This window comes from Pseudomonas sp. KB-10, from assembly GCF_018221585.1.
In the GTDB taxonomy this organism is placed as follows: domain Bacteria; phylum Pseudomonadota; class Gammaproteobacteria; order Pseudomonadales; family Pseudomonadaceae; genus Aquipseudomonas; species Aquipseudomonas yangonensis.
The window spans coordinates 364185-385437 of sequence record NZ_QYYB01000002.1 but is presented as its reverse complement, the minus strand read 5'-3'; the positions used below and the strand labels follow the sequence as shown (position 1 = coordinate 385437).

Sequence of the window (21253 nt, the reverse complement as noted above, 5' to 3'; positions counted from 1 at the left end):
TGCAATGGCTCAGCAGACTACTGGTCGCCAACCTCGCTACAAACGCATTCTGCTCAAACTTAGCGGCGAAGCCCTGATGGGCTCGGAAGATTTCGGTATCGATCCCAAGGTGCTCGACCGCATGGCGCTGGAAGTCGGCCAGCTGGTCGGTATCGGCGTGCAGGTCGGCCTGGTTATCGGCGGTGGCAATCTGTTCCGCGGTGCGGCGCTGTCCGCTGCCGGTATGGATCGCGTAACCGGTGACCATATGGGCATGCTGGCGACCGTGATGAACGCCCTGGCCATGCGTGATGCGCTGGAGCGCTCGAACATCCCGGCCATCGTCATGTCGGCGATTTCCATGGTCGGCGTGACCGATCATTACGACCGTCGCAAGGCCATGCGTCACCTGAAGACGGGTGAGGTGGTTATCTTCGCTGCGGGCACCGGCAATCCGTTCTTCACCACCGATTCGGCTGCCTGCCTGCGCGCCATCGAGATCGATGCCGACGTGGTTCTGAAGGCGACCAAGGTCGATGGCGTGTACACTGCCGACCCGTTCAAGGACCCGCATGCCGAGAAGTTCGAGCGTCTGACCTATGACGAGGTGCTTGATCGCAAGCTGGGCGTGATGGATCTGACTGCCATCTGTCTGTGCCGTGATCACACCATGCCGCTGCGGGTCTTCAACATGAACAAGCCCGGCGCCCTGCTGAACGTTGTAGTGGGCGGCGCTGAAGGAACTCTGATCGAGGAGGATGCACAATGATCAACGACATCAAGAAAGACGCTCAGGAGCGCATGAGCAAGTCCCTGGAGGCGCTGGGTCGCAACCTGGCTTCCATTCGTACCGGTCGTGCCCATCCGAGCATTCTCGACAGCATCAAGGTCCCGGCCTGGGGCAGCGACATGCCGCTCAATCAGGTCGCTGCGATCACCGTCGAAGATGCGCGCACCCTGAAGATCGTCGCGCATGACAAGAACCTCAGTGCGGCCATCGAGAAGGCCATTCTGACTTCCGACCTGGGTCTGAACCCGTCCAGCGCCGGTACCACCATTCGCGTGCCGATGCCGGCCCTGACCGAGGAAACCCGCAAGGGCTACACCAAGCAGGCGCGTGGCGTGGCCGAAGATGCCAAGGTCGCGGTGCGCAACGTGCGTCGTGACGCCCTGGCCGAGCTGAAGAAGCTTTCCAAGGCCAAGGAAATCAGCGAGGACGAAGAGCGTCGCGCCGCTGACGAGCTGCAGAAGATCACCGACAAGTTCATTGCCGAGGTGGACAAGGCGCTCGAGGTCAAGGAAGCGGACCTGATGGCCGTTTGACGGCTGGGCGCCCACACATGGACAAGAACAAGCAGGGGGCGGTGCCGCGGCATGTCGCCATCATCATGGATGGCAACAACCGCTGGGCGAAGAAGCGCCTGTTGCCAGGAGTGGCGGGGCACAAGGCCGGGGTCGACGCGGTTCGCGCGGTGATCGAGGTCTGTGCCGAGTCGGGTGTCGAGGTGCTCACCCTGTTCGCCTTCTCCAGTGAAAACTGGCAGCGCCCGGCCGAAGAGGTCGGCGCGCTGATGGAGTTGTTCCTCGGTGCGCTGCGTCGTGAGGCCAGGCGTCTGCAGGATAACGACATCAGTTTGCGCATCATCGGCGACCGTTCGCGCTTTCATCCCGAGCTGCAGGCTGCCATGCGCGAAGCCGAGCTGCTGACCGCCGGCAGTCGCCGTTTCACCCTGCAGATCGCTGCCAATTACGGCGGTCAGTGGGATATCGCCCAGGCCGCTCAGCGCCTGGCGCGAGAGGTGCAGGCAGGGCATCTGCAGCCAGAGGACATCACGCCGCAGTTGCTCCAGGGCTGTCTGGCTACCGGTGATCTGCCTTTGCCCGACCTGTGCATTCGCACGGGGGGCGAGCACCGCATCAGCAATTTCCTTCTGTGGCAGTTGGCCTACAGTGAGCTGTACTTCTCCGACCTCTATTGGCCGGATTTCAAGCACGAGGCCATGCGTAAGGCGTTGGCCGATTTCGCTACCCGCCAGCGTCGCTTCGGCAAGACCAGCGAGCAGGTGGAAGCTGAGGCGCGCTCCTAATGCTCAAACAACGAATCATCACGGCGCTGGTACTGCTGCCCATCGCTCTAGGCGGGTTTTTCCTGCTCGACGGCGGTGCTTTCGCATTGTTCATTGGTGCGGTGGTCACGCTGGGCGCCTGGGAGTGGGCGCGTCTGGCCGGGCTTGGAGCTCAGCCTCAGCGCATCGCCTATGCGGCGGCGGTGGCGGTCCTGCTCTTTGGTCTTTATCTGCTGCCGACGCTGGCGCCACTGCTGCTGCTCGCTGCCGTGCTGTGGTGGGGGGCGGCGACACTGCTGGTACTCAACTACCCCGACAGCAGCCGTTACTGGGGTGGCCTGCCCGGCAAGCTGCTGATCGGTCTGTTGATTCTTCTGCCAGCCTGGCAGGGATTGGTTCTGCTCAAGCAATGGCCGCAGGCCAACGCGCTGATCATCGCGGTGATGGTGTTGGTGTGGGGCGCGGATATTGGCGCCTACTTCTCCGGCAAGACATTCGGCAAGCGCAAGTTGGCGCCCAGGGTCAGCCCGGGCAAAAGCTGGGAAGGGCTGTATGGCGGCCTCGCGGCCAGTCTGCTGATCACTCTGCTTGTCGGATTGCAGCAGGGTTGGTCCGTCACGGGGTTGTTGCTGGCCATGGCTGGCGCGGCTGTGGTGGTGCTGATTTCGGTGGTTGGTGACCTGACCGAGAGCATGTTCAAGCGTCAGTCCGGGATCAAGGACAGCAGCAATCTGCTGCCGGGACACGGTGGCGTGCTGGACCGTATCGACAGCCTTACCGCCGCCATTCCCGTGTTCGCCACATTGCTCTGGCTGTCGGGCTGGGGCGCGCTGTGAGTTCAGTGCAGCAGGTGACCGTGCTGGGGGCGACCGGCTCCATCGGACTTAGCACGCTGGACGTGATCGCTCGTCATCCCGAGCGCTATCAGGTATTCGCCCTGACCGGTTTTTCCCGTCTGGCGGAGCTGCAGGTGCTGTGCGTGCGCCATCGTCCGCGCTACGCCGTGGTTCCCGATGCCAAATCGGCGCTCGAACTGCAGGATCATTTGCGCGCCGCCGGGCTGGAGACCGAAGTGCTGGTTGGCGAAGAAGGGCTATGCGCGGTGTCGGCCGATAAGGCGGTGGATTGCGTGATGGCCGCCATCGTCGGTGCTGCCGGCCTCAGACCGACGCTTGCGGCAGTGCAGGCCGGCAAGAAGGTGTTGCTGGCCAACAAGGAAGCACTGGTGATGTCTGGCGCCTTGTTCATGCAGGCGGTCAAGCAGAGCGGTGCTGTTCTTTTGCCGATCGATAGCGAGCACAACGCCATCTTCCAGTGTTTGCCGGGTGACTATTCGCGCGGTCTGCAGGCAGTCGGCGTGCGCCGCGTGCTGCTCACTGCCTCCGGCGGGCCGTTTCGCGAAACGCCGCTGGCCGAGCTGGAGCGCGTTACGCCGGAGCAGGCTTGCGCGCATCCGAACTGGTCGATGGGGCGCAAGATCTCGGTCGATTCGGCGAGCATGATGAACAAGGGCCTGGAGATGATCGAGGCTTGCTGGTTGTTCGACGCCCGTCCCGAACAGATCGAGGTGGTCATCCACCGGCAGAGCGTGATCCACTCGCTGGTCGATTATGTGGATGGGTCGGTGTTGGCTCAGCTGGGCAACCCGGACATGCGTACGCCGATTGCTCATGCCCTGGCCTGGCCGGAGCGCATCGATTCGGGGGTCTCGCCCCTGGATCTGTTTGCCGTCGGTCGCCTGGATTTCGAACGCCCCGACGAGCAGCGTTTCCCTTGTTTGCGCCTGGCGCGCGAGGCGGTGCAGGCTGGCGGCAGTGCGCCGGCGATGCTCAACGCGGCCAACGAGGTGGCGGTCGAGGCGTTCCTGCAGCGCCGCATCCGTTTCACCGATATCGCGCGTATGATTGAGTCCGTGCTGAACGCGCAGCCGGTCCGGGCGGTCGAAGCGCTCGATGCGGTATTCGAGGCGGATATGCGCGCGCGTGAGTTGGCCGGGCAGTGGCTCGCGGGTCGTTGAGTCGTCAGTCATCTGGCGTGCATCGGAACTTGAGCGGCCCATAGGGCTGGAGAAGTGAAATGAGTGGGCTGTATATGCTGGTTGGCACCCTGATTGCGTTGGGTGTCCTGGTGACCTTTCACGAGTATGGGCACTTCTGGGTGGCCCGGCGCTGCGGCGTCAAGGTTCTGCGTTTCTCCGTCGGTTTCGGTACGCCGCTCGTGCGTTGGCATGATCGCCATGGCACGGAATTCGTAGTGGCTGCCATCCCCCTTGGCGGCTACGTCAAGATGCTCGATGAGCGCGAGGGCGATGTCCCGCCGGCGCTGGTCGAGCAGTCCTTCAATCGCAAGAGCGTGCGTCAGCGTATCGCGATCGTCGCTGCCGGCCCGCTGGCCAATTTCCTCCTGGCGCTGCTGTTCTTCTGGTTCGTCGCCATGCTCGGCAGCCAGCAGGTGCGCCCGGTCATCGGCGCGGTGGAGCCGGAGAGCCTGGCAGAGGTGGCCGGGTTGCGTGCAGGGCAGGAAATCGTTGCGGTCAATGGTGAAGCCACCACCGGCTGGGCTGCGGTCAATCTGCAACTGGTCAGACGTTTAGGTGAGAGCGGTGCACTCGACCTGCGCGTGACGGAGCCGGGTTCCACGGTCGAAACGCTTAAGCAGGTGCAGCTGGACAACTGGCTGCGCGGCGTCGATGAGCCGGATCCGATCGGTTCGCTGGGTATTCGTCCGTGGCGTCCGGCGCTGGAGCCGGTGTTGGCGGAGGTCGATTCCAAGGGGCCGGCCCATGCCGCCGGGCTGCAGGCGGGCGACCGCCTTCTCTCGCTGGATGGCGAGCCGCTTGCCGATTGGCAGGGTCTGGTCGATCGGGTGCGGGCCATGCCGGGCGAGGCTGTCACGCTGCGCTTCGAGCGCGACGGTCAGGTGCTGGATGTGCAGTTGACCCTGGCGTCGCGCGGTGAGGGGGAGGCGCGCAGTGGCTATCTGGGTGCTGGTGTTCAGGGCGTCGAATGGCCGCCGGAGATGCTTCGCGAGGTGCGTTACGGCCCGCTCGAGGGTATCGCCGAAGGGATGCGTCAGACCTGGGCAATGAGCCTGTTGACCCTCGATTCGCTGAAGAAAATGCTGTTCGGAGAGCTCTCGGTAAAAAACTTGAGTGGGCCGATAACCATTGCTAAAGTGGCGGGCGCTTCAGCTGAGTCAGGGCTGGGGGATTTCCTTAAATTCCTTGCATATCTGAGTATTAGCCTGGGGGTTCTCAATCTGCTGCCCATCCCTGTACTGGATGGTGGGCATCTGCTGTTTTATCTGGTCGAGTGGGTGCGTGGTCGCCCCTTGTCTGAGCGGGTTCAGGGTTGGGGGATGCAGATCGGCATCAGTCTGGTCATCGGGGTCATGTTGCTCGCCCTGGTCAACGACCTCAGCCGCCTGTGAGCATTGCTGAATACGTTCTTGAGATTTAAAAGAAGTGTCGCTCAGGCGGCAGTTTTATCGTCAGTTGGAATAAGAAAGGACTTCATGAAACGTCTGCTGCTACCTGCGGTGCTGTCCGCATTGATGATCGCCGAAGTTCACGCCGAGTCCTTCACCATCTCCGATATTCGCGTCAACGGCCTGCAGCGCGTATCCGCGGGCAGCGTGTTTGGCGCACTGCCGCTCAATGTGGGCGAGCAGGTCGATGATCGCCAACTGGTCGATGCCACTCGCTCCCTGTTCCGTACCGGTTTTTTCCAGGACATCCAGCTCGGTCGCGACGGCGATGTGCTGGTCGTCACCGTGGTCGAGCGTCCTTCCATCTCCGGTATCGAGATCGAGGGCAACAAGGCCATCACCACCGAAGATCTGCTCAAGGGCCTGAACCAGTCCGGTCTGGCCGAGGGCGAGATTTTCCAGCGCGCCACCCTCGAGGGCGTGCGTAACGAACTGCAGCGCCAGTATGTCGCTCAGGGTCGCTATTCGGCCGAGATCGAGGCCGAAGTGATTCCGCAGCCGCGTAACCGCGTGGCGCTGAAGATCACCATCAACGAAGGCACCGTCGCCGCGATCTCCCACATAAACGTGGTCGGCAACACCGTGTTCTCCGATGAGGACCTGGTCGATCTGTTTGAGCTGAAGACCACCAACTGGCTGTCCTTCTTCAAGAACGACGACAAGTACGCGCGTGAAAAGCTTTCGGGCGACCTGGAGCGACTGCGCTCCTACTACCTGGACCGCGGCTACATCAACATGGATATCAGCTCCACTCAGGTATCCATCACTCCTGACAAGAAACACGTCTACATCACCGTCAACGTCGAAGAAGGCGAGAAGTACAGCGTTCGCGACGTGAAGCTGTCCGGCGACCTCAAGGTGCCGGAAGAAGATGTGCGCGCACTGCTGCTGGTCAAGGAAGGGCAGGTCTTCTCGCGCAAGATCATGACCACCACCAGCGAGCTGATCACCCGCCGTCTGGGTAACGAGGGTTATACCTTCGCCAACGTCAATGGCGTGCCGGAAGCGCACGACGAGGACAACACCGTCTCGATCACCTTCTTCGTCGACCCGGGCAAGCGCGCCTACGTCAATCGCATCAACTTCCGTGGCAACACCAAGTCCGAAGACGAAGTGCTGCGCCGCGAGATGCGTCAGATGGAGGGTGGCTGGGCTTCGACCTACCTGATCGACCAGTCCAAGGTGCGTCTGGAGCGCCTGGGCTTCTTCAAGGAAGTCAACGTCGAAACCCCGCAGGTGCCAGGCACCGATGACCAGATCGACGTCAACTACAGCGTCGAAGAGCAGCCGTCGGGCTCCATCACCGCCAGCGTCGGCTTTGCCCAGAACGCCGGTCTGATCCTCGGTGGTTCGATCAGCCAGAACAACTTCCTGGGCACCGGTAACAAGGTCAGTATTGGCCTGACCCGCAGCGAATACCAGACCCGCTACAGCTTCGGCTTCGTTGACCCCTACTGGACCGTCGACGGTGTCAGCCTGGGCTACAACGCCTTCTATCGCACCACCGACTACGATGAGCTGGATGTCGATGTATCCAGCTACTCGGTGGACAGCCTCGGCGCCGGTATCAATATCGGTTACCCGATCAGCGAGACCTCGCGTCTGACCTACGGTCTGACCGTCCAGCAGGACAGCATCGATACCGGTCGTTATACCGTCGACGAGATCTTCGACTTCATCGACGCCGAAGGTGACAACTATCTGAACTTCAAGGGCTCGATCGGCTGGTCCGAGTCGACCCTGAACCGTGGTGTGCTGGCCAACCGCGGTCACTCGCAGAGCCTGGTGCTGGAAACCACCATTCCGGGCAGCGACCTGTCGTTCTACAAGCTCGACTACCGTGGCCAGGTCTTCACCCCGCTTACCGATAACTACACCCTGCGTTTCCACACCCAGCTGGGTTATGGCGACAGCTACGGCAGTACCGCAGAGCTGCCGTTCTACGAGCACTACTATGCCGGCGGTTTCAACTCGGTACGTGGCTTCAAGGACAGCAGCCTTGGCCCGCGTAGTACCCCGAGTAGTGGTAACAAACCAGGTACTCTGCGTGATCCGGATCAGGACCCGCTGCCGTTCGGTGGCAACGTTCTTGTCCAGGGTGGCGTCGAGATGCTCTTCCCGTTGCCGTTCGTCAAGGATCAGCGCTCGCTGCGCACTGCGCTGTTCTGGGATGTGGGTAACGTGTTCGACACCAATTGCTCGTCCAGTCAGAAGAAGCTCAGCGACAGCTGCGATATCGATTTCAGCAATCTGGCCAGCTCCGTGGGTGTCGGTCTGACCTGGATCACTGCACTGGGCCCGCTGAGCTTCAGCCTGGCCATGCCGGTCAAGAAGCCGGATGATGCCGATACCCAGGTATTCCAGTTCTCCCTGGGTCAGACCTTCTAAAAGTCATTCACCGAAAGCCAACAGTTTTGTTGCAGGAGTGCATTGTGCGTAAGTTGACTCAACTGGTTCTGTTCACCGCCGCCCTGATCGCCACTCCGGCGTTCGCCGAGATGAAGGTGGCCGTGCTGAACTATCAGATGGCGCTGCTCGAGTCGGATGCAGCCAAGCGCTATGCGGTCGATGCCGAGAAGAAGTTCGGTCCGCAGCTGAACAAGCTCAAGACTCTGGAAAGCGATGCCAAGCGCATTCAGGATCGCATGGTCAAGGATGGCGAGAAGATGCAGCAGGCCGAGCGCGAGCGCCTCGAGCTTGAGTTCAAGCAAAAGGCCCGTGACTTCCAGTTCCAGTCCAAGGAGCTGAACGAAGCCAAGGCCATCGCCGACCGTGAAATGCTGGCCAAGCTCAAGCCGAACCTGGACAAGGCCGTCGAGGAAGTGATCAAGAACGGAAACTTTGACCTGGTGCTCGAGCGTGGCGCGGTGATCGATGTCAAACCTCAGTACGACATCACTCGCCAGGTCATCGAGCGCATGAACCAGATGCGTTGAGCATGACTGTGACAGTTACTCTCGGCCAATTGGCCGAGCGCCTGGGCGCCACCCTGCGTGGCGCCGAAGCTAAGGTCATTACGGGCCTGGCCACCTTACAGGAGGCCAGGCCCGAACAGTTAAGCTTCCTGGCCAATGCCCAGTACCGCAAATTCCTGGCTCAAAGCCGGGCAGGTGCCGTGCTGCTGACTGCAGCCGATGCAGAGGGCTACGCTGGCGACGCGCTGATCGTTGCCAATCCTTATCTGGCGTACGCCCAGCTTTCCCATCTGTTCGATCGCAAGCCCAAGGCAGAGCCCGGCATTCATGTCACTGCGCAGGTCGCTGGCGACGCCGTGGTCGATCCCAGTGCCAGTGTTGGCCCTTATGCGGTGATCGAGAGTGGTGCACGTATCGGCGCCGAGGTGAGCATCGGTGCCCATTGCGTGATCGGTGCCCGCAGTGTGATCGGTGATGGCGGCTGGTTGGCCCCCCGCGTGACGCTGTACCACGATGTGCAGATCGGCAAGCGTGTGGTGATTCAGTCCGGTGCGGTGATCGGTGGCGAAGGCTTCGGTTTCGCCAATGAAAAAGGCGTCTGGCAGAAGATCGCACAGATCGGTGGGGTGACCATCGGCGATGACGTCGAGATCGGTGCCAATACCACGGTGGATCGCGGTGCGCTGTCCGATACCCTGATCGGCAATGGCGTGAAGCTGGATAACCAGATCATGATCGCGCACAACGTGCAGGTGGGTGATAACACCGCGATGGCAGGTTGCTGCGGAATTTCCGGCAGCACCAAAATCGGCAAGAACTGCATGATCGCCGGTGGCGTGGGCATGGTGGGTCATATCGAGGTATGCGACAACGTGTTCGTTACCGGTATGACCATGGTGACCCGTTCGATCACCGAGCCGGGCGCCTATTCTTCCGGTACCGCCATGCAGCCGGCGGGCGAGTGGAAGAAGAGCGCGGCCCGTATTCGTCAGTTGGACGAGATGGCCAAGCGTCTGCGTGAGCTGGAAAAACAGCTGGCCGCCGTGACCCAGACGGCAAACGTCTCATCTGATGCCTGAGCACGGCGTGACCGTGCTCTTTTCTTTTCTTACAGGCTTAACCGGAAATGATGGACATCAACGAAATTCGTGAATATTTGCCGCACCGCTATCCGTTCCTGCTGGTGGATCGTGTGGTGGACCTGGACGTCGAAGGCAAGCAGATTCGCGCCTATAAGAATGTCAGCATCAATGAGCCGTTCTTCAACGGTCACTTTCCCGAGCATCCGATCATGCCGGGCGTCCTGATTATCGAGGCCATGGCGCAAGCTGCCGGTATCCTCGGCTTCAAGATGATGGGTGTGAAGCCGGCCGACGGCACTCTTTATTACTTCGTCGGCTCCGACAAGCTGCGTTTCCGCTCGCCGGTGCTGCCGGGCGATCAGCTCACGCTGGAAGCCAAGTACCTGAGCGACCGTCGCAGTATCTGGAAATTCGAATGCCGTGCCACGGTCGATGGCAAGGAAGTCTGCTCCGCTGAAATTATCTGTGCGGAACGCAAGCTATGAGTTCGATTGACCCTCGCGCGATCATCGACCCCAGTGCCAGGTTGGCCGACGACGTCGTCGTTGGCCCTTGGAGCATTGTCGGGCCCGATGTGGAAATCGGCGAGGGTACAGTCATCGGCCCGCACGTCGTGCTCAAGGGCCCGACCGTGATCGGCAAGCACAACCGCATCTACCAGTTTTCCTCGGTGGGTGAAGACACGCCTGACCTGAAGTACAAGGGTGAGGCGACGCGCCTGGTGATCGGCGATCACAACACCATCCGTGAAGGCGTCACCATTCACCGTGGCACCGTGCAGGATCGCAGCGAAACCACCATCGGCGATCACAATCTGATCATGGCCTATGCCCACATCGGGCACGACAGCGTGATCGGCAATCACTGCATTCTGGTCAACAACACGGCGTTGGCTGGCCATGTCTGGGTCGACGACTGGGCGATCCTGTCCGGCTTCACCCTGGTGCACCAGTTCTGCCGCATCGGTGCGCACAGCTTTTCCGGCATGGGCACCGCCATTGGCAAGGATGTTCCGGCCTTCGTTACGGTGTTCGGTAACCCGGCCGAAGCACGCAGCATGAACTTCGAAGGCATGCGTCGGCGTGGCTTCTCGGCCGAAGCCATCGCTGCATTGCGCAAGGCTTACAAGCTGGTCTACCGCCAGGGGCTTACCGTCGAGCAGGCGCTGACGGACCTCGCCGAGTCCGCCGCCCAGTTCCCCGAAGTGGCGATCTTCCGCGATTCCATCCAGGCTTCCACCCGCGGCATCACCCGCTGATTCCTATGAACAGACCTCTTCGCGTCGCACTGGTCGCTGGTGAGGCGTCCGGTGACATCCTCGGTTCCGGCCTGATGCAGGCCATCAAGGCGCGCCATCCGGATGCCGAATTCATCGGCGTCGGTGGTGGGCGCATGGAAGCCGAGGGCCTGAAATCCTACTTTCCCATGGAACGCCTGGCGGTCATGGGCCTGGTCGAGGTGCTCGGCCGTCTGTTCGAGCTGCTCGGTCGTCGTCGCCAGCTCGCTCGCGATCTGATTGCCGCAAAGCCGGACGTGTTCATCGGCATCGATGCCCCGGATTTCAATCTGGGGCTTGAGCTCAAGCTGCGCCGTGCCGGGATCAAGACCGTGCATTACGTCAGCCCGTCGGTCTGGGCCTGGCGGCAGAAACGCGTGCTGAAGATTCGTGAAGCCTGCGATCTGATGCTGACCCTGTTCCCGTTCGAGGCGCAGTTCTACGACGAACACCAGGTGCCGGTGCGTTTCGTCGGTCATCCGCTGGCTGACGCCATTTCGCAACAGGCGGATCGTGCTGGTGCGCGCGATGCGCTGGATCTGCCGCAATACGAGCCGGTAGTCGCATTGATGCCGGGGAGTCGCGGCGGCGAGGTTGCGCGTCTCGGCGAGTTGTTTCTCGATGCGGCCATTCGCCTTCGCTCACTTCGCCCGGGTGTTCGCTTCCTGCTACCCTGCGCCACGCCTGAGCGTCGCGAGCAGCTGGAGCAGATGCTGGCCGGGCGTGATCTGCCGTTGACCCTGCTCAACGGCCGTTCCCATGAGGCCCTGGCCGCCTGTGATGCGGTGTTGATCGCCTCGGGTACCGCGACCCTGGAAGCGCTGCTGTACAAGCGGCCGATGGTGGTGGCCTACCGTGTGGCTCCATTGACTTATCGCATTCTCAAGCGCCTGGTCAAAAGTCCCTATATTTCGCTGCCCAATCTGCTGGCCGAGCGTTTGTTGGTACCTGAGCTGATTCAGGATGCGGCGACGCCGGAGGCCCTGGCTCAGACGGTGGCGCCGCTGATTGATGGCGGTCAGGTGCAGACCGAGGGCTTCGACGTGATTCACCGTGCGCTGCGCCGCGATGCTTCGGTGTCGGCGGCGGATGCGGTGCTCAAGCTGGCGGGGCGCGACTGATGCAGCTGGGCCTCGACTTCACTCTGGTCGAAGAGCTGGTCGCCGGCGTCGACGAGGTCGGCCGTGGTCCGCTCTGCGGCGCGGTGGTCACGGCGGCGGTGATTCTCGATCCGATGCGGCCGATCATCGGCCTGAACGACTCGAAGAAGCTTACCGAGGCGCGTCGCGAAGTGCTGTTCGACGAAATCCGCGAGAAGGCACTGGCCTGGTGTATCGCCCGCGCCGAGGTGGAAGAGATCGACCGCCTGAACATCCTGCATGCCACCATGCTGGCCATGCAGCGCGCTGTCGAAGGCCTGAGCGTGACGCCGAAACTGGCGCTGATCGATGGCAACCGCTGCCCCAGGCTGGCGGTGCCCAGCGCGCCAGTGGTCAAGGGCGACAGCCGAGTACCGGCCATCGCCGCGGCTTCGATTCTGGCCAAGGTCAGCCGCGACCGCGAGATGCTCGAAATGGACCGCCGCTATCCCGGCTACGGTATCGCCGGGCACAAGGGCTACCCCACGCCCGTTCATCTCGAGGCGCTGCAGCGCCTGGGCCCGACGCCCATTCATCGGCGTTCCTTCGCGCCGGTGCGCGCGCTGCTCGAGCCTTTGGTCGTCGACTGCATCGCCGCCACCATTTGAACCGCTGGCCCTAAGACAGACCCGCTTAGGCTACAATCCGCGCTTTGTCGTTTTCACCTGCAAGGCCGCCCATGACCCAAGCTTTCGTCCATCTGCGTCTGCACACCGAATACTCCCTGGTCGATGGCCTGGTGCGGGTCAAACCGCTGATCAAGGCTGTGGCCGGGGCCGGCATGCCTGCGGTGGCGGTCACCGACATGAGCAACATGTGCTCGCTGGTGAAGTTCTACAAGACGGCCATGGGCGCCGGGGTCAAGCCGATCTGCGGCGCCGATATCTGGATGGCCAGCGCCGAGGAGGACGGCCCGCTGACGCGCCTGACTCTGCTGGCAATGAACGCCAAGGGCTATCGCAACCTCACCGAGCTGATTTCCCGCGGTTGGGCTGAGGGGCAGAGCAACGACCTGGTGATCATCCAGCGTGACTGGGTCAAGGAGGCCGCTGAGGGGCTGATCGCATTGTCCGGCGCGCGCGAAGGCGAGGTCGGCCTGGCGTTACTGGCAGGTGAAGAAGCGCTGGCGGAAACGCGCCTGCGCGAGTGGATGGCAGTGTTCCCGGATCGCTTCTATCTGGAGGTGCAGCGCACCAGTCGGGTCGGCGACGAGGAATACCTGCATGCCGCCGTGGCGTTGGCCGATCGCGTCGAGGCGCCGCTGGTGGCGACCAACGACGTGCGCTTCATCAAGCAGGACGATTTCGAGGCTCACGAAACCCGCGTCTGCATCGGCGAGGGCCGTACCTTGGATGATCCGCGCCGGCCGCGGCATTACTCCGACCAGCAGTACCTCAAGACCCCGGCGGAAATGTGGGAGCTGTTTTCCGATCTGCCGGAGGCCCTGGAGAACACCGTCGAGATTGCCATGCGCTGCAACATCGATGTGCAGCTGGGCAAGTATTTCCTGCCGGACTTCCCCACGCCCAATGGCATGGGCATCGACGACTACCTGCGCCATGCCTCCTTCGAGGGCCTGGAAGAGCGTCTCGAAGTGCTGTTGCCCAAGGACACGCCGGATTACGAGGCGAAGAAACAGGTCTATATCGACCGTCTCAACTTCGAGCTCGACATCATCATCCAGATGGGTTTCCCCGGTTACTTCCTGATCGTGATGGACTTCATCCAGTGGGCCAAGAACAACGGCGTGCCGGTCGGCCCGGGCCGTGGTTCGGGCGCCGGCTCGCTGGTGGCCTACGTGCTGAAGATCACCGACCTGGATCCCTTGGCCTACGACCTGCTCTTCGAGCGCTTCCTCAACCCTGAGCGGATTTCCATGCCCGACTTCGACGTCGACTTCTGCATGGACGGCCGCGACCGGGTGATCGACTACGTGGCCGAGAAATACGGGCGTAACGCGGTCAGCCAGATCATCACCTTCGGCTCCATGGCGGCCAAGGCGGTGGTGCGCGACGTGGCGCGGGCGCAGGGCAAGTCCTACGGCCTGGCCGATCGCCTGTCGAAGATGATCCCCTTCGAGGTGGGCATGACCCTGGAGAAGGCCTATGAGATGGAGGAGCCGCTGCGCGAGTTCCTCAAGAACGACGAGGAAGCCCAGGAAATCTGGGACATGTCGCTCAAGCTCGAAGGGGTGGTTCGCGGCACCGGCAAGCACGCCGGGGGCGTGGTGATCGCGCCGACCAAGCTCACCGACTTTTCGCCGATCGCCTGTGACGAGGAGGGCGGCGGCCTGGTGACCCAGTTCGACAAGGACGACGTCGAGCAGGCCGGCCTGGTTAAGTTCGACTTCCTCGGCCTGCGTACCCTGACCATTATCAAGTGGGCGATGGAAACCATCCACCGCATCCAGAAGCGCGACGGCGCCTCGGACGAGGAACTGGTCAACATCGACTTCATCCCGCTGGATGACAAGAAAACCTACGACATGCTGCAGAAGGCGGAAACCACTGCGGTCTTCCAGCTCGAATCGCGCGGCATGAAGGAGCTGATCAAGAAGCTCAAGCCCGACTGCCTGGAAGACATGATCGCACTGGTGGCACTGTTCCGCCCCGGCCCGCTGCAGTCCGGCATGGTGGATGACTTCATCAACCGTAAGCACGGCCGTGCCGAGCTGTCCTACCCGCACCCGGATTACCAGTACGCCGGCCTGGAGCCGGTGCTCAAGCCCACCTACGGCATCATCCTGTATCAGGAGCAGGTGATGCAGATTGCCCAGGTGATGGGCGGCTACACCCTGGGCCAGGCGGACATGCTGCGCCGCGCCATGGGTAAGAAGAAGCCCGAGGAAATGGCCAAGCAGCGCGGCGGCTTCATCGAAGGCTGCGCCAACAACGGCATCGATGCCGACCTGGCGGGCAACATCTTCGATCTGGTGGAAAAGTTCGCTGGCTACGGCTTCAACAAGTCCCACTCCGCCGCCTACGGCCTGGTGTCGTACCAGACCGCCTGGCTCAAGGCGCACTATCCGGCGCCCTTCATGGCCGCGGTGCTGTCGGCGGATATGCACAACACCGACAAGGTGGTGATCCTGGTGGAAGAGTGCCGCAACATGAAGTTGCGCATCGATCCGCCGGATGTGAACGTCTCCGAGTTCAAGTTCACCGTCAACGACGACGGCCGTATCGTCTACGGCCTCGGCGCGGTCAAGGGCGTGGGTGAGGGCCCGGTTGAGGCCATCGTCGAATGCCGTGCCGAGGGCGGGCCGTTCAAGGACCTGTTCGACTTCTGCAACCGCGTCGACCTCAAGCGCATCAACAAGCGCACCCTCGAGGCGCTGATCCGCAGCGGCGCGCTGGATCGCCTCGGCCCTTATTACCAGGACGAGCTCAAGGCCTATCAGGCCAGCGTGGACAAGAACCGCGCCGTGCTGCTGGCGTCCATGGAAGAAGCCGTGCAGTCTGCCGAGCAGACTGCACGCAGCGCCGAGAGCGGCCATATGGATCTGTTTGGCGGCCTGTTCGCCGAGCCCGAGGCAGACGTCTATGCCAACCACCGCAAGGCTCGCGAACTGCCGATCAAGGAACGCCTGAAAGGCGAGAAGGATACTCTGGGCATCTACCTGTCCGGCCACCCCATCGACGAATACGAAGGCGAGATCCGTCGTTTCGCCCGCCAGCGCATTGTCGAGCTCAAGCCCGCGCGCGACACCCAGACCATCGCCGGGATGATCGTCAACCTGCGGGTGATGAAGAACAAGAAGGGCGACAAAATGGGCTTCATTACCCTGGATGACAGATCAGGGAGGATCGAGGCTTCGTTGTTCGCCGACGCCTTCGCCAGCAACCAGGCGCTGCTGCAGAACGATGCGCTGGTCGTGGTGGAAGGTGAAGTCAGCAACGACGACTTCTCCGGCGGTTTGCGTCTGCGCGCCAAGCGCGTGATGAGCCTGGAAGAGGCGCGTACCGGCCTGGCCGACAGCCTGCGCGTTAAGGTCGCCAGCGAAGCGCTCAAGGGGGATCGCCTGCGCTGGCTGGCCGAGTTGTGCAGCAAGCACAAGGGCGCCTGCCCGGTGACCGTCGATTACAGTGGCGAGGAGGCACGGGCCTTGCTTCAATTCGGCGATGCCTGGCGAATCGACCCGGCCGACACTTTGATTCAGGCATTGCGTGACCAGTTCGGGCGCGACAACGTCTTTTTGCACTACCGCTGATATGCGAGAGGAAAATTCCTCTTCGTGACAGCAGAGGCACCCGAGGGTGTCGACCCGCTGCGCCCTATCCCTTAAGGTAGGGCGCCTAATGGATACAGCTCCCCGGCCACTTGGCCGTCGACGCAAGACGGATGACTATGAACCCGAATTTCCTCGATTTCGAACAGCCGATCGCCGACCTGCAAGCCAAGATCGAAGAGCTACGCCTGGTTGGCAATGACAACGCGCTGAATATCGGCGACGAGATTGCCCGCCTGCAGGACAAGAGCAGCGCCCTGACCGAAAGCATCTTCGGCAACCTGACCAGCTGGCAGATCGCGCAGCTCGCGCGCCACCCGCGCCGGCCCTACACCCTGGACTACATCCAGCACATCTTTACCGAGTTCGATGAACTGCACGGCGACCGTCACTTCTCCGACGACGCCGCCATCGTCGGTGGTGTGGCGCGCCTGGGTGATCAGCCGGTGATGATCATCGGTCACCAGAAGGGCCGTGAGGTGCGCGAGAAGGTGCGCCGCAACTTCGGCATGCCTCGTCCCGAGGGCTACCGCAAGGCCTGCCGTCTGATGGAAATGGCCGAGCGCTTCAAGATGCCGATTCTCACCTTTATCGACACTCCCGGCGCCTACCCGGGTATCGACGCTGAAGAGCGGGGCCAGAGCGAGGCCATCGCCTGGAACCTGCGCGTGATGGCACGCCTGAAGACGCCGATCATCGCCACCGTAATCGGTGAGGGTGGCTCCGGCGGTGCGCTGGCCATCGGCGTCTGCGACCAGCTGAACATGCTGCAGTACTCCACCTACTCGGTAATCTCGCCGGAAGGTTGCGCCTCGATCCTCTGGCGTACCGCTGAGAAGGCTCCGGACGCCGCCGAAGCCATGGGCATTACCGCCGAGCGCCTGAAGGACCTGGGTATCGTCGATCAGGTAATCGCCGAGCCGCTGGGCGGCGCGCACCGTGATCCGGTTGCGGCATCGGAGTCGATCCGTCAGGAGCTGTCCAAGCAGCTCGCCACCCTGCAGAAGCACGATACCGATGCGCTGCTCAAGCGCCGTTACGATCGTCTGATGAGCTACGGCATCGCCTGAGTTCTTTCAGCGCATATCTCAATGGGCCTTCGGGCCCATTGTTGTTTAAGCTTGGCCGATGACTCCTCTCGAACTTCGCCTGCGCCAGGCCCTGCAGTCGTGGCGCACGGCTCCTGCCTGGCGTATCGCCTTCTCCGGTGGCCTGGATTCCAGCGTGCTGCTGCATCTGCTCGCCGCCTGGGCGAGACACGAGGAACTGCCCGCGCTGTCCGCCATTCATGTCCATCATGGCCTGCAGCCGACGGCTGATGCCTGGCCTGAGCATTGCACGCAGGTTTGCGCGCGGCTGGGTATTCCATTGGACATCGTCAGGGTGCAGGTGGCGCCGGGGGCCAGCCTGGAGCAGGCCGCGCGGCGGGCGCGATATGCGGCGTTCGCTGAGCGGTTGGGCTCAGGCGAGGTATTGCTAGGCGCCCAGCATCGCGACGACCAGGCCGAAACCCTGCTGTTTCGTCTGCTGCGTGGGGCTGGCGTGCGCGGCCTGGCGGCCATGCCGGCCAGTCGCGTACTGGGTCGCGGCACTCTGCTTCGGCCCTTGCTCGGCTGCTCGCGGGCCGAATTGCATGCCTATGCGCAAAGCCATGGGCTTGCCTGGATCGAGGATCCGAGCAATGCCGACGAGCGCTTCAGTCGCAATTTCCTACGCAGGCAGATTATGCCGCTGCTGGCCGAGCGCTGGCCGCAGGTGGCGGCAAGCCTTGCGCGCAGCGCCGGCCATTTGAGCGAAACTCAGCAATTGTTGGAAGAACTGGCCGAGATGGACCTGCTGGCTGCTCGTGGCGTTTGCGCTTTGCCCTGGCTGCCGTTGCCTTCTCTGGATTTGTCGGCCGTGGCCGCGCTGAGCGATGCGCGTCAGCGCAACCTGCTGCGGCATTGGCTGGCGCCCATGAGCCGAATGCCCGACAGCGACCATTGGGCCGGTTGGTACGACCTGCGTGATGCAGCTGCGGATGCAAGGCCGATCTGGAAATTGGCCGATGGCGAGCTGCACCGGGCAGAGGGGCGGCTCTGGTGGCTCAGCGGTGACTGGCTGAAGCCGCCGCAACCGCTGGGTTTGCTCAACGCTGCCCTTACCGATTCGGTCGAACTCCCCGGCAATGGCCGTGTGAGCCTGTCCGGCAAACTGCCTCAAGGCCACTGGCATCTGCGTTACCGTGTGGGCGGCGAGTCGCTGCAGGTGCCGGGACGTGGTCGGCGTGATCTCAAACGCTTACTGAACGAGATGCGCGTGCCGCCATTCGTGCGCTCGCGCTTGCCGCTGCTGTTCGATGGCGATGAGCTGATGGCGGTGGCGAACCTGACGCAAGCGCCAGGAATCGAGGCGCGCGGGGTGCGTCTGTACTGGTCGCCGCCTATCGGCGCGCAAGGTTTGAGCTGGTAAGGCCTTTCGGGTAGACTACGCTCCCGTCTTACTACAGCTTTTGCCGACTCCCTCAGGGAGCTTGGCGAGCTTGCCATTGTGTTGTCGATGGCGCTCCTTCGCTTTCCCCGGCGGCACTGACCGCTTAAACGCAGACTTCTAGGGTTTTTCATGACGCGCTACATCTTCGTCACGGGTGGTGTTGTTTCTTCATTGGGGAAAGGCATCGCCTCGGCTTCACTGGCGGCCATCCTGGAGGCGCGGGGCCTGAAGGTCACCATGCTCAAGCTGGACCCTTACATCAACGTCGATCCGGGCACCATGAGCCCGTTCCAGCACGGTGAGGTGTTCGTCACCCACGACGGCGCCGAGACCGACCTCGACCTGGGTCACTACGAGCGCTTCATCCGCACCACGATGAGCAAGAGCAACAACTTCACCACCGGCCGCGTGTACGAAGACGTGCTGCGCAAGGAGCGCCGTGGTGACTACCTGGGGGCGACCATCCAGGTGATTCCGCACATCACCGACGAAATCAAGCGTCGCATCATCAAGGGCGCCGGCGATGCCGACGTGGCTCTGGTGGAAATTGGCGGCACCGTCGGTGACATCGAGTCGCAGCCGTTCCTCGAGGCCATCCGCCAGCTGCGTGTGGAAGTTGGCGCCAAACGCGCCATGCTGATGCACCTGACCCTGGTGCCCTACATCGCCACCGCTGGCGAAACCAAGACCAAGCCGACCCAGCATTCGGTCAAGGAGCTGCGCTCCATCGGCCTGCAGCCGGACGTGCTGGTGTGCCGCTCCGACCATCCGATCGATGTGTCCTCGCGCCGCAAGATCGCCCTGTTCACCAACGTCGAAGAGCGTGCGGTGATCAGCCTGGAAGACGTCGACACCATCTACAAGATTCCGGGCGTGCTGCATGCCCAGGGCCTGGATGACTTCGTCGTCGAGCGTTTCGGTCTGGAGTGCGGCGGCGCCGACCTGTCCGAGTGGGATCGCGTGGTCGATGCCAAGCTCAATCCGGAGAAAGAAGTCACCATCGCCATGGTCGGCAAGTACATGGAGCTGCTCGATGCGTACAAGTCGCTGATCGAAGCGATGAGCCACGCCGGCATCCAGAACCGCACCAAGGTCAACCTGCGTTATATCGACTCCGAAGACATCGAGAACCAGGGCACCGGCCTGCTCGAAGGCGTCGATGCCATCCTGGTGCCGGGCGGCTTCGGTCTGCGTGGCGTGGAAGGCAAGATCAAGACCGTGCAGTACGCTCGCGAAAACAAGATTCCTTACCTGGGTATCTGCCTCGGCATGCAGGTCGCGGTCATCGAATATGCCCGTAACGTGGTGGGCTGGACCGATGCCAACTCCACCGAATTCGATATGGCCAGCCAGCACCCGGTGGTCGGCCTGATCACCGAATGGCAGGACGCTGCAGGCAGCGTCGAGCAGCGCAGCGAGAGCTCCGACCTGGGCGGCACCATGCGCCTGGGTGCGCAGGACTGCCAGCTGCAGGCCGGCTCCAAGGTGCACGACTGCTATGGCAAGGACGTGATCGTCGAGCGTCACCGTCACCGTTACGAAGTGAACAACAACCTGTTGCCGAAGCTGACCGAGGCTGGCCTGAAGGTCACTGGCCGCTCTGGCGATGGCGCGCTGGTGGAAGTGGTCGAGGCGCCGGATCATCCGTGGTTCGTCGCTTGCCAGTTCCACCCGGAATTCACCTCCACGCCGCGTGACGGTCACCCGCTGTTCAGCGGTTTCGTCAACGCCGCGCTGGCGCAGAAAGCGAAGAAGGTCTGACCCATGGCGCAGAAGATCATCAAGGTTCGCGATATCGAGATCGCCAACGACAAGCCGTTCGTGCTGTTCGGCGGCATCAACGTGCTCGAGTCGCGCGACCTGGCCATGCAGGCCTGTGAGGAATACGTGCGGGTGACCGAGAAGCTCGGCATCCCCTACGTGTTCAAGGCCAGCTTCGACAAGGCCAACCGTTCCTCCATTACCTCCTTCCGTGGCCCGGGCCTGGAAGAGGGCATGAAGATCTTCGAAGAAGTGAAGAAGACCTTCGGCGTGCCGGTGATCACCGACGTGCACGAGCCGCATCAGGCCGCGGCCGTGGCCGAAATGTGCGACATCATCCAGCTGCCGGCCTTCCTCTCGCGGCAGACCGACCTGGTGGTGGCCATGGCCAAGACCGGTGCGGTGATCAACATCAAGAAGGCGCAGTTCCTCGCCCCGCAGGAAATGAAGCACATCCTCACCAAGTGCGAAGAGGCCGGTAACGATCAGCTGATCCTCTGCGAGCGCGGTTCCTCCTTCGGTTACAACAACCTGGTGGTGGACATGCTCGGCTTCGGCATCATGAAGCAGTTCGAGTACCCGGTGTTCTTCGACGTGACCCACGCCCTGCAGATGCCAGGTGGTCGCGCCGACTCCGCTGGCGGTCGTCGTGCCCAGGTCACCGACCTGGCCAAGGCCGGCATGAGCCAGGGCCTGGCCGGTCTGTTCCTCGAAGCGCATCCGGACCCGGAAAACGCCAAGTGCGACGGTCCGTGCGCCTTGCGCCTGAACAAGCTGGAGCCGTTCCTCAGCCAGCTCAAGCAGCTTGACGATCTGGTGAAGAGTTTTCCGCCAATCGAGACTGCCTGA

18 protein-coding genes are annotated in these 21253 nt (G+C 62.3%); all 18 read left to right on the top strand.

The features are described from left to right. The first annotated feature begins 4 nt into the window (after nt 1-4). The 18 genes from pyrH to kdsA all read left to right on the top strand — a co-directional run bounded on the left by pyrH (nt 5) and on the right by kdsA (nt 21253). Complete coding sequence (gene pyrH, locus DXK50_RS06740) at nt 5-748, top strand: UMP kinase (RefSeq protein ID WP_147809583.1); 744 nt, start codon at nt 5-7, stop codon at nt 746-748. After that, nucleotides 745-1302: a ribosome recycling factor gene (gene frr, locus DXK50_RS06735; RefSeq protein ID WP_024308909.1), complete on the top strand. Its 558-nt coding sequence runs from the start codon at nt 745-747 to the stop codon at nt 1300-1302. The genes pyrH and frr overlap by 4 nt, the downstream gene beginning before the upstream one ends. A gap of 17 nt (nt 1303-1319) precedes the next feature. Continuing rightward, nucleotides 1320-2066 carry a polyprenyl diphosphate synthase gene (uppS, locus tag DXK50_RS06730; protein ID WP_212629762.1) on the top strand — a complete coding sequence of 249 codons (747 nt, stop codon included), beginning with the start codon at nt 1320-1322 and terminating at the stop codon, nt 2064-2066. Further along, nucleotides 2066-2881 (top strand): phosphatidate cytidylyltransferase, encoded by an 816-nt coding sequence (locus tag DXK50_RS06725; RefSeq protein ID WP_212629761.1) that lies wholly within the window; start codon nt 2066-2068, stop codon nt 2879-2881. The genes uppS and DXK50_RS06725 overlap by 1 nt, the downstream gene beginning before the upstream one ends. Beyond that, entirely contained in the window at nt 2878-4062 is a 1185-nt protein-coding gene (gene ispC, locus DXK50_RS06720; RefSeq protein ID WP_212629760.1) for a 1-deoxy-D-xylulose-5-phosphate reductoisomerase, read from the top strand. The genes DXK50_RS06725 and ispC overlap by 4 nt, the downstream gene beginning before the upstream one ends. 59 nt (nt 4063-4121) lie before the next feature. Then, nucleotides 4122-5474 carry a sigma E protease regulator RseP gene (gene rseP, locus DXK50_RS06715; protein ID WP_212629759.1) on the top strand — a complete coding sequence of 451 codons (1353 nt, stop codon included), beginning with the start codon at nt 4122-4124 and terminating at the stop codon, nt 5472-5474. Between the two features lie 84 nt (nt 5475-5558). Beyond that, on the top strand, nt 5559-7919 hold the full coding sequence (gene bamA / locus DXK50_RS06710; RefSeq protein ID WP_212629758.1) for an outer membrane protein assembly factor BamA: 2361 nt from the start codon (nt 5559-5561) through the stop codon (nt 7917-7919). Between the two features lie 44 nt (nt 7920-7963). Next, complete coding sequence (locus DXK50_RS06705; protein WP_013716416.1) at nt 7964-8467, top strand: OmpH/Skp family outer membrane protein; 504 nt, start codon at nt 7964-7966, stop codon at nt 8465-8467. Then, entirely contained in the window at nt 8464-9525 is a 1062-nt protein-coding gene (lpxD, locus tag DXK50_RS06700) for a UDP-3-O-(3-hydroxymyristoyl)glucosamine N-acyltransferase (RefSeq protein ID WP_161867637.1), read from the top strand. Before DXK50_RS06705 ends, lpxD begins: the two co-directional genes overlap by 4 nt. 47 nt (nt 9526-9572) lie before the next feature. Further along, nucleotides 9573-10013: a 3-hydroxyacyl-ACP dehydratase FabZ gene (gene fabZ, locus DXK50_RS06695; protein ID WP_003244215.1), complete on the top strand. Its 441-nt coding sequence runs from the start codon at nt 9573-9575 to the stop codon at nt 10011-10013. Beyond that, nucleotides 10010-10786: an acyl-ACP--UDP-N-acetylglucosamine O-acyltransferase gene (gene lpxA, locus DXK50_RS06690; RefSeq protein WP_161867638.1), complete on the top strand. Its 777-nt coding sequence runs from the start codon at nt 10010-10012 to the stop codon at nt 10784-10786. The genes fabZ and lpxA overlap by 4 nt, the downstream gene beginning before the upstream one ends. Before the next feature lie 5 nt (nt 10787-10791). Beyond that, nucleotides 10792-11925 carry a lipid-A-disaccharide synthase gene (lpxB, locus tag DXK50_RS06685; protein WP_212629757.1) on the top strand — a complete coding sequence of 378 codons (1134 nt, stop codon included), beginning with the start codon at nt 10792-10794 and terminating at the stop codon, nt 11923-11925. Then, complete coding sequence (gene rnhB, locus DXK50_RS06680; RefSeq protein ID WP_212629756.1) at nt 11925-12551, top strand: ribonuclease HII; 627 nt, start codon at nt 11925-11927, stop codon at nt 12549-12551. Before lpxB ends, rnhB begins: the two co-directional genes overlap by 1 nt. A gap of 71 nt (nt 12552-12622) precedes the next feature. Further along, nucleotides 12623-16153 carry a DNA polymerase III subunit alpha gene (gene dnaE / locus DXK50_RS06675; protein WP_212629755.1) on the top strand — a complete coding sequence of 1177 codons (3531 nt, stop codon included), beginning with the start codon at nt 12623-12625 and terminating at the stop codon, nt 16151-16153. Nucleotides 16154-16290: 137 nt separating this feature from the next. Then, on the top strand, nt 16291-17241 hold the full coding sequence (locus DXK50_RS06670; RefSeq protein ID WP_212629754.1) for an acetyl-CoA carboxylase carboxyltransferase subunit alpha: 951 nt from the start codon (nt 16291-16293) through the stop codon (nt 17239-17241). A gap of 58 nt (nt 17242-17299) precedes the next feature. Then, nucleotides 17300-18622 (top strand): tRNA lysidine(34) synthetase TilS, encoded by a 1323-nt coding sequence (gene tilS / locus DXK50_RS06665; protein ID WP_212629753.1) that lies wholly within the window; start codon nt 17300-17302, stop codon nt 18620-18622. A 150-nt stretch (nt 18623-18772) separates the two neighbouring features. After that, complete coding sequence (locus DXK50_RS06660; protein ID WP_212629752.1) at nt 18773-20404, top strand: CTP synthase; 1632 nt, start codon at nt 18773-18775, stop codon at nt 20402-20404. 3 nt (nt 20405-20407) lie between these two features. After that, nucleotides 20408-21253: a 3-deoxy-8-phosphooctulonate synthase gene (gene kdsA, locus DXK50_RS06655; protein ID WP_212629751.1), complete on the top strand. Its 846-nt coding sequence runs from the start codon at nt 20408-20410 to the stop codon at nt 21251-21253.

Excerpts from the sequence above, each read along its gene's own strand:
- pyrH (WP_147809583.1), top strand. The coding sequence starts at position 5 with ATGGCTCAGCAGACTACTGGTCGCCAACCTCGCTACAAACGCATTCTG.
- frr (WP_024308909.1), top strand. The coding sequence starts at position 745 with ATGATCAACGACATCAAGAAAGACGCTCAGGAGCGCATGAGCAAGTCC.
- uppS (WP_212629762.1), top strand. The coding sequence starts at position 1,320 with ATGGACAAGAACAAGCAGGGGGCGGTGCCGCGGCATGTCGCCATCATC.
- DXK50_RS06725 (WP_212629761.1), top strand. The coding sequence starts at position 2,066 with ATGCTCAAACAACGAATCATCACGGCGCTGGTACTGCTGCCCATCGCT.
- rseP (WP_212629759.1), top strand. The coding sequence starts at position 4,122 with ATGAGTGGGCTGTATATGCTGGTTGGCACCCTGATTGCGTTGGGTGTC.
- bamA (WP_212629758.1), top strand. The coding sequence starts at position 5,559 with ATGAAACGTCTGCTGCTACCTGCGGTGCTGTCCGCATTGATGATCGCC.
- fabZ (WP_003244215.1), top strand. The coding sequence starts at position 9,573 with ATGATGGACATCAACGAAATTCGTGAATATTTGCCGCACCGCTATCCG.
- lpxA (WP_161867638.1), top strand. The coding sequence starts at position 10,010 with ATGAGTTCGATTGACCCTCGCGCGATCATCGACCCCAGTGCCAGGTTG.
- lpxB (WP_212629757.1), top strand. The coding sequence starts at position 10,792 with ATGAACAGACCTCTTCGCGTCGCACTGGTCGCTGGTGAGGCGTCCGGT.
- rnhB (WP_212629756.1), top strand. The coding sequence starts at position 11,925 with ATGCAGCTGGGCCTCGACTTCACTCTGGTCGAAGAGCTGGTCGCCGGC.
- dnaE (WP_212629755.1), top strand. The coding sequence starts at position 12,623 with ATGACCCAAGCTTTCGTCCATCTGCGTCTGCACACCGAATACTCCCTG.
- DXK50_RS06670 (WP_212629754.1), top strand. The coding sequence starts at position 16,291 with ATGAACCCGAATTTCCTCGATTTCGAACAGCCGATCGCCGACCTGCAA.
- tilS (WP_212629753.1), top strand. The coding sequence starts at position 17,300 with ATGACTCCTCTCGAACTTCGCCTGCGCCAGGCCCTGCAGTCGTGGCGC.
- DXK50_RS06660 (WP_212629752.1), top strand. The coding sequence starts at position 18,773 with ATGACGCGCTACATCTTCGTCACGGGTGGTGTTGTTTCTTCATTGGGG.
- kdsA (WP_212629751.1), top strand. The coding sequence starts at position 20,408 with ATGGCGCAGAAGATCATCAAGGTTCGCGATATCGAGATCGCCAACGAC.